The 11,920-nt window shown below is 69.8% G+C and carries 10 protein-coding genes; 3 read left to right on the forward strand and 7 right to left on the reverse strand.

Annotated features, from left to right (window positions below; translation table 11 throughout):
• Positions 1–225 precede the first annotated feature (225 nt).
• The 7 genes from ACILSK_RS02660 to ACILSK_RS02690 all read right to left on the reverse strand — a co-directional run bounded on the left by ACILSK_RS02660 (position 226) and on the right by ACILSK_RS02690 (position 8,244).
• Positions 226–1,929: a long-chain fatty acid--CoA ligase gene (locus ACILSK_RS02660; RefSeq protein ID WP_395725568.1), complete on the reverse strand. Its 1,704-nt coding sequence runs from the start codon at positions 1,927–1,929 to the stop codon at positions 226–228.
• Between the two features lie 90 nt (positions 1,930–2,019).
• The gene (locus ACILSK_RS02665; protein ID WP_395725569.1) at positions 2,020–2,502 is read right to left on the reverse strand and encodes a VOC family protein; all 483 of its coding nucleotides are present in this window, start codon (positions 2,500–2,502) and stop codon (positions 2,020–2,022) included.
• Positions 2,503–2,593: 91 nt separating this feature from the next.
• Positions 2,594–3,049, reverse strand: a complete 456-nt coding sequence (locus ACILSK_RS02670) for a hypothetical protein (protein WP_395725570.1) — start codon at positions 3,047–3,049, stop codon at positions 2,594–2,596.
• A gap of 95 nt (positions 3,050–3,144) precedes the next feature.
• Positions 3,145–5,568 (reverse strand): immune inhibitor A domain-containing protein, encoded by a 2,424-nt coding sequence (locus tag ACILSK_RS02675; RefSeq protein ID WP_395725571.1) that lies wholly within the window; start codon positions 5,566–5,568, stop codon positions 3,145–3,147.
• A gap of 467 nt (positions 5,569–6,035) precedes the next feature.
• Positions 6,036–6,329 carry a hypothetical protein gene (locus ACILSK_RS02680; RefSeq protein ID WP_395725572.1) on the reverse strand — a complete coding sequence of 98 codons (294 nt, stop codon included), beginning with the start codon at positions 6,327–6,329 and terminating at the stop codon, positions 6,036–6,038.
• 356 nt (positions 6,330–6,685) lie between these two features.
• Positions 6,686–7,615, reverse strand: coding sequence for an anti-sigma factor (locus tag ACILSK_RS02685; RefSeq protein WP_395725573.1), 930 nt, complete (start codon positions 7,613–7,615; stop codon positions 6,686–6,688).
• Between the two features lie 80 nt (positions 7,616–7,695).
• Positions 7,696–8,244, reverse strand: coding sequence for an RNA polymerase sigma factor (locus tag ACILSK_RS02690; protein ID WP_395725574.1), 549 nt, complete (start codon positions 8,242–8,244; stop codon positions 7,696–7,698).
• A 329-nt stretch (positions 8,245–8,573) separates the two neighbouring features.
• On the opposite strand from ACILSK_RS02690, the gene ACILSK_RS02695 reads away from it, so the two are divergent.
• The 3 genes from ACILSK_RS02695 (at position 8,574) to ACILSK_RS02705 (ending at position 11,870) form a co-directional block, all read left to right on the forward strand.
• Entirely contained in the window at positions 8,574–9,269 is a 696-nt protein-coding gene (locus ACILSK_RS02695; RefSeq protein WP_395725575.1) for a GntR family transcriptional regulator, read from the forward strand.
• Between the two features lie 65 nt (positions 9,270–9,334).
• The gene (gene atzF / locus ACILSK_RS02700) at positions 9,335–11,104 is read left to right on the forward strand and encodes an allophanate hydrolase (protein ID WP_395725576.1); all 1,770 of its coding nucleotides are present in this window, start codon (positions 9,335–9,337) and stop codon (positions 11,102–11,104) included.
• A 49-nt stretch (positions 11,105–11,153) separates the two neighbouring features.
• Positions 11,154–11,870 carry a cysteine hydrolase family protein gene (locus ACILSK_RS02705; RefSeq protein WP_395725577.1) on the forward strand — a complete coding sequence of 239 codons (717 nt, stop codon included), beginning with the start codon at positions 11,154–11,156 and terminating at the stop codon, positions 11,868–11,870.
• The last annotated feature ends 50 nt before the right edge of the window (positions 11,871–11,920 follow it).

The following is an 11,920-nucleotide window of genomic DNA, read 5'->3' on the forward strand; positions in this document are numbered from 1 at the left end:
ACGCGATAGCGACCGAAGTCCGGCGGACGGCGTACCGGTCAGCCGGGAGACGGGCGGCGATCGGCCACCGCGTCCATCAGCTCTGGTCGAACGCGCCGAGTTCGCTGCCCGTCGCGGCGGCACCATCGCGGACATCAGGGCCGGCCCGGTCGGCACCTGAACCGGCGCACGACCACCTGCGCGGCCTGGCTTCGATTCCGGAGCCGGGCCGCGTCGGCGCATGCGTCACCGACCGTCCGGCCTCGGTGGCTCACCCGCGGAGATCTCGTCGACCGTCAGTCCGCCCTCGGCGTACCGTCGGCGCAGTTCCTTCTTGTCGAACTTGCCGACCGAGGTCTTCGGAATCGAATCGACGAACGTCCACCGCTCGGGGATCTGCCAGTGGGCGACCTTGCCCTCGAGAAACGCGGCAAGTTCGGCGGGACCGACCGGTGCTCCTTCGGTCGTCACGACGGCGGCCAGCGGCCGTTCGTCCCACCGGGCGTCCGGAACGCCGACGACTGAGGCCTCCAGCACCCCCGGGTGGGCCATGATCGCATTCTCGAGGTCGACCGAACTGATCCACTCGCCTCCCGACTTGATCACGTCCTTGGCCCGGTCGGTCAGGAGCAGGAAGCCGTCCGCGGTCAACGCGCCGACGTCACCGGTCAGCAGCCAGCCGTCGGAGCTGAACTTGTGCTCCATCGAGGCGCGTTCGGCCGCCGGCTCCGTTCCGTTGCTGAAGTAGCGGGCCGCGATCCAGGGGCCCTTGACCTCGAGCTCGCCGACGCTGCGCCCGTCCCACGGCTGAAGGCCACCGTCGGGTCCGCGAAGGCGACCTTCGACGCCGGGCAGCAACCGCCCCTGCGCGCACCGGTACCGCCAGTACTCGTCGGAGCCGGGAGCGACGGAAGACGGCGGGAACGCGAGTGTGCCGACGGGTGACATCTCGGTCATGCCCCATCCGTGGATGATCTCGATGTCGAACTCCTCCTGGAACCGGCGGATGAGCGCCGGGGGAGCCGCCGATCCACCCACCATCAGCCGGTGGCACGTCGAGACGTCGCCACCGTGGCGCTGCAGGTGGTGCAGCAGGTCGTTCCAGATCGTGGGGACGCCCGCGCCGGTGGTCACCCGCTCGGCCCGGATCATCTCCGCGAGGGGCTCCGCCTGCAAGAACCGGTCGGGCATGATCAGACTCGTCCCGCCGAGCAGCGCGACGTAGGGGAATCCCCAGGCATTCGCGTGGAACAGCGGCACGACGACCAGGCTGCGGTCGCCCTCGCGAATCCCCAGGGCGAACGCGTCGGTCAGTGCGTGCAGGTAGTTGCTGCGGTGGGAGTAGGCCACCCCTTTGGGATTTCCCGTGGTCCCGGAGGTGTAGCACATCGACGACGCGGAGTTCTCGTCGAGATCCTCGGGCCAGTCGTAGACGTCGGGCTGACCGTCGATGAGATCGTAGAAGTCGTCGACACCTTCGACCTGTGGCGGCGCTCCGAGGGCTTCCCGGACCTCGTCGTCGATCGGACCGTTGACGATCACCCGGCGGACGGTCGGCAGATGCGGCAGGAGCCGACTGAAGGCCCCGGCGAGGGAGTTGTCGACGATGACGACCTCATTGCCGGCATGGGTGGTGACGTAGACGAGCTGTTCGGGGAACAGCCGGATGTTCAAGGCATGCAGGACCGCGCCCATCGACGGGACGGCGAAGTAGGCGACCAGATGCTCCGCGTTGTTCCACATGAAGGTGGCGACCCGCTGATCGCCTGTGATGCCCAGGCCGCGCAACGCGTGGGCCAACTGGGCGGATCGGCGGCCGATCTCGGCGAAGGTCATCCGCCGCGGAGTATCGGATGTCCAGGTGACCACTTCCTTGTCGGCGTGCATGACGCTGCCGTAGCGAAGGATCTGCGAGATCAGCAACGGCGTTGTCTGCATCGAGCTCTTCATGGGGTGCGTCCTCTCCGTGCGCCTCGCATGGTCGAGAACCGACCCGGGACGGGCCGGCCCGTGGTTGATCGGACGGTGACGTCGGCCGCGTCAGCCATCGGCGAGCGCCGCGAGCATCTGGCGGGCGTATTCCTGGATCTGATCCTTGGTCAGCTGACCCGACTTGACCAGCTCCATCGCCGCCTCGAAGTCGGGCTTGGACACCCCGAACTCCAGGGCGATGCCGTCGGGGTCGCGGAAATTCAGGTGGTAGCCGAACTCGGCCTCGCGGATCGGGGTGAACTCGACGCCGAGCTGCCGGAAGCGTTCCTCCCAGGCGTGCAGGTCGTCGAGGTCGCCGGCGGCCAGGCCCACATGGTCCAATCCCGTCGTGAGCTCGGTGAAGCGGCCACCGGCGCGTTCGGGGTGCGCGACAAGGGCGAGGATGAACGCGGATGGGTTGTGCAGGTAGATCCGTCCGTACCCGAAGTCGAGGATCTGAATGAAGTCCAGCACGTCCGTGTAGAAGCGGTGGCTCACTTCCAGGTCGGTCACCGTGAGCGAGACGTGATCGACCCTGACGAGTTGCGGCATCTGGACCCCTCGGTGCGATGGCGGGAGTGCGTGTGTCCGATTCTCCGGGGTCCGTCAAGCCACCGACCGGCCGGCGGGCGCCGGCCGTCCCTCAGCCGGCGGGCTTGCTCGTCAGCAGAACCTGCACGGGCGGGCCGCCGCAGTCGAAGAACTCACGGTCGCCGGGGGCCCGGACGAGCACCCGCAGGCGGGTTCCTGCGGTGAGCGAACCGGCGGCCTTGCTGTACAGCGCGACGGTGTCGTTGTCGTCGGTGGTGAACAAGTAGCACGGTCCCGAACCGTCCCGGGTCACGGTGCCGAGCAGCCAGGTCCCGAGGATCTGATCGCTCGGCGCGGACGGCGGCACCAACGGCGGCCTGATCGTCGGGAGGTCGGTCGTGCTCAGCCCCGGATCCACCGGTGGCGGAGCCGAACCGGCCGGTCCGCTCGACGGGTCAACCGAGGCCGACGACGGGTTCGCGCCGGCCGACCCCGACCCCACGGCCGACCCCGATCCCACGGTCGGTGTCGGGGCCCCCGCGCAGGCGGCCAGGATCAGTACCGCCATCGCCGCGACCGCTCCTGTGGCCGCGTGCCGTCGCGCTCCCATGACTCCAGGACGGTGCTCCTGCCTGCTCACGTTGCACGGTCACGCAACCTCGGTCAGGACCAGCTGACCCGCACGGTCGCCGACGTGCCGCTCTCCGACATGACCCTGATCTTCACCCCGGCTCCGCGCACCTTGACCCCATGTTCGGGCACGTTCGGGTCGAACCAGTTCTTGGTGTCGTCGAACAGCGGCTGGCCGTTCTGCCCGCGGATGTAGCTGGCCTGCCCGTTGAAGTGCAGGGTGAACGAATCGGCCTTGCGGGTGCTGAACGGCGCGTCGTAGATCTGCACGCGGGTCCGCCAGGGATTGCCGTCCAGCCGGTACAGCGTCGTCGGCCGGGCGTCGATGTACAGATTGCGTCCCTCGCCGGGGTGTTGGCTCACCCCGTTGTCCGTTTGCGACAGATCCCAATAGGAGATGAGCAGCCCGGTCTGATACGGGTAGTGCTCGACCCAATCCGGCTTGGCCGGGAACCCGAAGTTGTAGGGCCCGGTCTTGAGGTACTGATCGAACGAGACATAGGTCCGATATCCGGCAATGTAGTAATTGTCGTAGTCATGGCTGATCGATGCCCCGACGGCCGAGAAACCTTGCAGGGCCCACCCGTTGGGCGCGTTCTCGGCGCCGTCCGACAGCAGGGTCTGGCCGCCCGTGGTGATGGTGACGGCGTCGAGGAATATCCCCGCCGGCCGGGTGTCAACATTGCCCTGCACCGCGCCGTCGGTGACGTAGTGCACGCGCAGCTGGATGGTCTTGCCGGCGAAGGCGGACAGGTCGAATGTCGCCGGAACCCAGCTCCCGTCGTGGCCGGCGCCGCTCACTCCGTCGATGCCGTTGCCCTCGGCGGCGCTCGTGATCGACCCGGGAATGGCGGTGAAGCCGGACCCGTCGTCCACTTCGACGTAGGCATAGTCGCAGGGATCGGGCCCGCAGTCCTCGATGTTCCACCGCGCCTGGAAGGACAGCTGGGCGGCATCGGACGGCAGCGTCACCTGCCGGGTCATGGAGCTGTCCAGGTCGTCGCCGGTTCCGGACCACCACTGGAAGGCGCCCTCGAACGGCGAGCCGACGTCGGTGACCACCCTCTTCTTCGGCAGAACGACGACCAGTCCCTGGGCCTGTGCGGTGTTGTACTCCTCGGGGCCGAGCCGGTAGGTGCGTTGCTGGCCACCGGCGACAATCTCGTAGTCGAGCCAGCCCAGCTGGAGCTTGTTCCAGGCGCCGAGGTCGCCGGCGCGGTCACCGATCGACTGCTCGCCCTTGCCCCCGAGCCGGCTCTGGGCCATCAGGGTCCAGTACTCGTTGGCGTTGTCGCCGCCGTAGATGTCGTAGTCGTCCGGCAGCCCGAGGTCGTGCCCGTATTCGTGGAAGAAGACGCTCCGGCCGCCGTTCTCGGGCTGGATCGTGTAGTCGGCGATCCAGACGCCGCTGTCGCCGATCTGGTTGCCGCCGATGCGGTTGATGGCCGGACCCTGGTCGGCTCCGCAGGGACTGCACTGGAAGGTCCGCCAGCGGTGTGACCAGATTGCGTCCTCGCCGAACACCGGATCGCCATCGGCCTGGTCGCCGCCGGCGTGCACGATCTGGAAGTGGTCGATGTAGCCGTCGGGCTCGTTGAAGTTGCCGTCACCGTCGTAGTCGTACCGGTCCCACTGATCGAAGGACCGCAGATCGGAGATCACGTCGGCCTTGGGCCGGCCCGCCGCGAGTTGATCGGCGTACCACTGATCGGCCGCATCCCGCACCAGGGCCCACGTGTTGGAACATACGTTGCTGCCGCACGGGTACCCGTCCGACCGCCCGTACCGGGCCTGGTTGTACGGAACCGTGACCCAGTCGGTGACCGTGCCATCGACGGAATACCGCCCGGAGGACTGCTTCTCGTAGTACGTCTTGAGCGATTCGACGCCCGGACCGGTACCGAAGTACAGCTGCTGGAAGTACGCCCGGTTGTAGTCCTGACGCCAGTTGGTGGAGTTGTCGACCCGACGATCGGGCTGCGGGATCTGATTATGCAGGGGCCCGTCGTACGTGATCGGTCCGGGAATGTTCGAATTGGTGTCCTGATCCGGGTAGTTCGGATTCCGTTGGTTGCCGAATTCGGCGAGCACCACGAAGATCTTGTCCGTGGTCTCCCGTGAGACTTCGACGTAGCGGTCCTTTCCCTGGCGAGGCGGGGTCCGGTGCCGCCCGTTCGTGGTGGCCGGCGCGTCGGCCGAACCCAGGTTCACCACCGTGCTGCCATCGCGCTCTTCGGTCGAGAGTCGACCGTTGAGCACCCCGGTGATCGCCTGCTCGCGCAGCGCCCGGCGCTTGTCCTCGGCGGGGTTGGGTAATTCGTCGGAGGCCGGAACCGAATCCGGCGTCGCGACCACCGGCTCGTCCGTGGGCGGCGCCGCCGCAGCCAGGGGGGTGACGGCGAAGGTCAACGCCACCCCGAGCGCCACAGTGGTCAGAACGGCGATCGTGCTGCGCATGCCGCACCCCTTTGCCCGGAGCGATGTGGTGCCGGCCCGGCCCGCCCGCAGGTCTGGCCGGCCGGGCTGGATCGACGCCCGCAAACCATACGCGCGGCTCACCGATCGCACCTGTCTGATCGACGGGCGTCGACACACCGAGGCCGGCGGGCGGCTGATCCGGGGTCGTCGGCCGATCGGACCCGGCAGGCGAAAAGCACTCGGGGGAGGGGTCTTTCGGTATGCTTCCCGCCCGCTTCCCCGACCTGGCCGGAACGGCGTCGGCGTCGATCGCATCACCCGGACGGACTACATGCGCAGGTCCGGCAGCGGTCGCTTCGGCACGCCGACCGGCGATTCGAATTCGCCGCCGGGCCCCGGGGGATCACTCCGTCAGGCCAGCCGGTACCGGGATCCGGGCTGCCGGTCGCTTGCCGCGATCGGTGCCATCATTGCCGACCAACCGATTCCGGCCGGCGGTTGATCGGTCAGGCGCCGGCCCGCGCGACGCCGACACCGAGGGTCAACGGGTCGCGGACCGCCGTCGGGACCAGCGCGTCGGCCGGATAGCGGTGGGCCTGCCCCAACTGGTCGGTGACGATCACCGTGTTCTGGCGGCTGCGGATCTCGGTGACGATGTGCGGCCGCCCGCCGGTCGGCCGCCACAGGTCGCCCGGACCCAGGTGCCCGACGTGGTGCATCGTCTCGGTGTAGCTGTTGCGCGGGACGGAGTCGGCCCGGTGCTCGAATACTTCCGCGGCATTGCCGAGGGTCACACACATGTCGCCTTCTCCCAAGTTCGGTCGGCGGGCCGCCATCGGTCGACCGCCAATGTCGATGCGGATGAATGCAGGAGATGCTGGCCGACCATGCGGAGAATAGCCACCACCGGTCGGCTTGCGTGGCCCGTGGCCTGCGTCACACGGCGTAGCGACCCGGTCCGTCAGTCCCGAGAAGGGCGCTGACCTGGGTCGATACGTCGGAGTTGGCCACCGACCGCGGCTCCGCCCGGTGTGATGCTTGTTGCATCGTGACGATGATCATGCTGAACGGAATGCAACGAAATCCGGCGTCGACCGCTTTGTGCCATTGACCGGTCCGAATAGTGCGGCCGTGTATCCGCTGGCCGGTCAATGGCCTACGTGACCTCGACCGCAGTACCCACCAGGACCCGCTGACCGGAGGAATCCTGGTTGCCGTCCGCCGCTTCCTGGGTGATGGTCATCGTCGGGAAGGCATCCGGGGACACGCCGGACCACAGCACGACGTCGGTGCCCTCGTTGAACGTGCCGATCGGCACCAGCACGCCGTCCGCGTTGCGCAGCCAGCCCTGGTAGAACCGGCCGTTGTCCAGCCGGGGGAGTCCGGTCACGTTCAGCTTGATCTCCCAGCCGGAATCCGACTTGAGCATCACCGCGCTACCCGCTGCGGTCGGCGCGAGGTCGGTGGGTTGGAACGCCACGTCGAACGTGCGTTGGGCCGGCGGGCGGAACAGCAGCAGCCCGCTGACCACGACCACGGCGATCGCCGCAGCGGCCGCCACCAGCAGGGTCGGCCGTCGCCAGCCCGGACGCGACGACCGCTCCGCACGCCGCCGCCGGGCCTCCGACAGATCGGCCGGTGTCGACAGATCGGCCGGTGTCGACGGATCGGTCGGCGCCGGGGCCGGAGGCCCGGCGGGCGGGGCGAGGGGGACGCCGGCGGACGGCGCGGACGGGACGCCGGCGGACGGCGCGGGCGGCCGGAAGGCGGCGATGTCGTCCGGCCGTCGCACCGTCTCGGTCGGCCGGTCGTACGGCGAATCGGCGATGGCGGGAGACCCCTGGCCCACCGGCGGCAACGCGGCCGCCTCGGCCGCGATCGCGGCAACCACCGAATCCTCCAGTGCGGCCGGTGGTTCGGCCCACAGCGTCGGGTCGGCGAGCAGGGCCCGCAGCTCGTCCAGTTCGGCGCGGTCGGCCTCGGGAAGCGACTCCGCTGCCGGGTCGGGGTCACCGACCAGGTAGTCGATCCGGGCCCGGTCGGCCGGGCTGTCCTGCGCGTCGTGTCGCCCGTTGCCGGGAGTCATTGATGGTCACCTCCTCTCGCAGGGTAGTTCCGGGGTGGGGGATCAGGGGCCGTTCAGCGGTCGGTCCGCGCTCCGGGGCGTCAACCGAATCCTTCGCGTAGGTGTCCGAGCCGGCCGGCCAACTTCTTGTGCGCACGGTGGGACCGGGATTTGACCGTGCCGACCGGCACGCCGAGCCGCTGCGCCACCGCCGTCTGGGTCAGCCCTTCCAGATGCTGCAGCTGCACGACCTCGCGCTCGTCCGGTGGCAGCTCGTCCAGTGCCTGCCGGACCTGCCAGGCGTCGTACGTCCGCTCGATGGCCACCGGCTCGGACACCAGCGCCGGGTGGGACGCCGGGACGTCGTCGATGTCGGAGCTGACCTGCCTGGACTCCTGCCGGTGCACGTCGATGGCCGTGCGGCGGGCGATGGTTGCCAGCCACGGAGCCAGGTCGCGGCCCGGATCGACCGTCCGGGCGGACCGCCACGCCTTGAGGAACGTCTGCTGGGCCGCATCCTCGGCCAGTTGCGGATCGCCCAACTGGTTGCGGCAGACCGCGTAGACCAGCCGTCCGTACTCGCGGTACACGGCGCGGACCGCGTCGGAGTCGCCCGCGCGAAAGCGAGCCATCTCCTCCTGGGTCAGCACCCGGATAACAGTAGAGCGGACCCGGCCCGGGCCGCGTGCTCTCCCTTCCCGGGCCCGGCGCGGTCGTCATGTCCTGGAGTACGGGCGACCGGGTGAAGCGGTTCTCCTGGTGGGTCCGGGGCTACGCCGAACGGGTGATCGGGCTCGTCCTCGTCGGGCGGTCAGCACCGCCGACCGGCCCGGCGGATCATTCCGCCGGGGACGGGGCTCCGGGCCGTCCAGCTTCTACACTGGGCAGACCACCGGCCGAGGGTGGATACGGGGATCGCACGGGGGGAGGCGCTGTCGATGAGCGAGCGTCAGCGGACGAATCCTCGGCACCCGGACCGATGAGCGCCCAGACCGCGGACCTGTTCGCGCCCAGCCTGGTCGAGGCGACCACCCGCCGGCTGCGCAACGAGATCCTCGCCGGCGCCCTGTCCCCCGGTGAGCGGATCATCGAAGAGCAGATCTGTCAGCGTTTCTCGATCAGCCGAGCCCCGGTCCGCGAATCGCTGCGGCTGCTGGCGCAGCAGGGTCTGGTCGAGCACCTGCCCCGGCGCGGTGCCCGGGTGGCGACCTGGTCGGAGGAGGACATCCGTCAGCTGTTCGAGGTGCGGGCCGTGCTTGAACGGCACGCCATCAGTACGGCGCTGCCGCTGGACTTCGCCGGGGGACAGGATCCACTCGCCCAGGTGCGCGCCCGGCTGGACGATATGCGGGCCGCCGAGGAGTCCGCCGACGAATTGGCCCGGGACGACGCCCATCGCGCCTTCCACGCCGCGATCGTCGCGTTGGCCGGCAACCGCCAGCTCGACCTCACCCTCGAGCCGATCCTGATCAAGTTGCAGCGGCCGATGGCGATCAATCTGCGGCTGGAGGCCACCCTCGTCGGGCCGGGGGAGGGCATCCGCCGGCACGCGGCGCTCATCGCCGCGTTGGAGACCAACGACCACCACACCGTGCTCGCCGCGTTCGCCGAGCACGGCGCGCAGCGGTACCTGCAGTTCCGCCGGGACGCCGCCCCGGCCGGCGTCGGCGGCTGAACCGCGCAACACACTGTTAACGGGGGAACACGACCCGGATACATCGATTGTCGACAATCGACCACATGGCGCAGAGCATCAGTCGTGGTCCGGCCGACGGCCCCACCATCGACGATCTGACCCGGACGTACCGCGCGGCCGAGGCCACCCCGTCGGATGTCATCGACGGCATGCTGGCGCGCATCGCCGACCGGGGTGACGACGGCGCCTGGATCTCGGTGGTGGAGCGTTCCGAACTGCTCCTGCGGGCCAAACAGCTCGAGGCCCACCCGGACCCGACCGGCCTTCCGCTGTACGGCATCCCCTTCGGCGTGAAGGACAGCATCGACGTCGCCGGGGTGCCGACCACGCTGGCCTGCCCGGATTACGCCTACGTGCCCGACCGGACCGCCCCGGTCGTGCAAAGGCTGGTGGACGCCGGCGCGATCTACGTCGGCAAGACCAACCTCGACCAGTTCGCCACCGGGCTCAACGGCACCCGCACGCCGTACAGCCTGCCGCGCAGCGTGTTCGGCGGCGGGCTGATCTCCGGCGGGTCGAGCTCGGGCTCCGCGCTGGCAGTGGCCGGCGGCGAGGTGCCGTTCGCGGTGGCCACCGACACCGCCGGATCCGGTCGGGTACCGCCCGCGCTCAACGGCATCGTCGGGCTCAAGCCGTCCCGCGGGCTGATCAGCACCGTCGGGCTGGTGCCGGCCTGCCGGTCGCTGGACTGCATCAGCCTGATGGCCCGGACGGTGCCCGACGTCGGCCGGGTGCTGGACGTGGTCGCCGCCGTCGACGAGCGTGACCCCTACTCACGGTCCCGGTTCCGCGAGATTCCCGACCTGACGGCGTTGCGCATCGGCCTGCCCGACATCGGCGAGCTCGAGTTCTTCGGCGACGAGCCGATGCGGGACGCCCACCTGGCCGCCCGGTCCCGGGTCGGGTTGCAGTTCAGTCGCGTGGTCACGGCGCCGTTCGGTCCGTTCCTGGCCGCCGGCGAGCTGCTCTACCAGGGCCCGTGGGTCGCCGAACGGCTCGCCGAGTTCGGCGACTTCCTGGCCGACCACCCGGATTCCGTCCTCCCGGTGATCCGGGCGATCATGGCGGGCGGCGCGACGTACTCGGCGGTCGACGTGTTCGCCGCACAGCACCGGCTGGGGGAGTTGCAGGCCCAGGTCCGGCGGCTGTGGCGGGACATGGACGTGCTGGTGCTGCCGGCCGTCGGCACCACGTTCACCGTCGAACAGGTGCTGGCCGACCCGATCGCCACCAACACGATGCTCGGCCACTACACCCACTTCGGCAACCTGCTCGACCTGTGCGGCGCCGTCGTGCCGGCCGGTCTGACCCTGGACGGCCGGCCGGCGGCGCTGATGGTGCTGGGACCCGCCTTGTCCGACGACCGGGTCCTCGCGGTGGCCGGTGCGCTGTCCGGGCACCCGGTGACCCCGCCGGGGGTGGCCGACGACGTGACCCTGGTCGTGGTCGGCCATCACCTGTCCGGTCAGCCGCGCAGCCGCGATCTGGTCGAGCACGGCGGCCGGGTCCTGACCAGCACCACCACCGCACCGCGATACCGGTTGCTGCGCACCGGCGGGAGCGGTCCGGTGCCGGTGCTGGTCACCGCGCCGGACGGCGGCGCGGCGATCGAGGTGGAGACGTGGCGGCTGCCCGCCGCCGCCCTGCCCGGCATCCTCGCCCGCTCCAGCCCGTCGGTGTGCCTGGGCCGGGTCGAGCTGGCCGACGGGAGCACGGAGATCGGCTTCGTCGCCGACACATCCGCCCTCGATGACGAGGACCTGTCCGACATCACCGCCTACGGCGGCTGGCGGGCCTACCTCGCCGAGCACTGAACCGTCACCCGCGCCGACCCCGAATCCCGACCACCCCTGGGAGTCCACCGTGCCCGACATCGTCTCCGTCCCCGCCCGACCCGCGCCATTCGCCTTCGACGTCGCCAGCACCGCCCTGGTCGTCATCGACATGCAGCGGGACTTCCTGCTGCCCGGCGGATTCGGCGAGACCCTCGGCAACGACGTCGCTTTGCTGCAGAAGGTGGTGCCGCCGCTGACCGGCCTGCTCGAGGCCGCCCGGTCCGCCGGGATGCTGGTCATCCACACCCGCGAGGGTCACCTGCCCGATCTCTCGGACTGCCCGCCGGCCAAGCTTTCCCGCGGCGCGCCATCCATGCGGATCGGCGACCAGGGCACCCTGGGCCGCATTCTCATCCGCGGCGAGTACGGCCACGACATCATCGACGAGCTCGCGCCGATCGAGGGCGAGATCGTCATCGACAAGCCCGGCAAGGGCGCGTTCTACGGCACCACCTTCGGTGACGTGCTCGTCGAGAACGGCATCACCCGGCTGATCGTCACCGGGGTGACCACCGAGGTCTGCGTGCACACCACCGTCCGGGAGGCCAACGACCGCGGCTACGAGGCTCTGGTGGTCTCCGACTGTGTCGGGTCGTACTTCCCGGAGTTTCAACGAGTCGGCCTGGAGATGGTCGCCGCGCAGGGCGGAATCTTCGGCTGGGTCGCCGATTCCGCGTCGATCATCGCCGGGCTCACCCCGGCACCGCTCGAATCCGACCCCCACCAACCGGCGTTCGCCGGCTGACCCACCGGACCGGCCGCGTCCCCGAACCGGCCGACCCACGCACTCCCTTC

The organism is Nakamurella sp., assembly GCF_044224575.1.
Taxonomy (GTDB): domain Bacteria; phylum Actinomycetota; class Actinomycetes; order Mycobacteriales; family Nakamurellaceae; genus Nakamurella.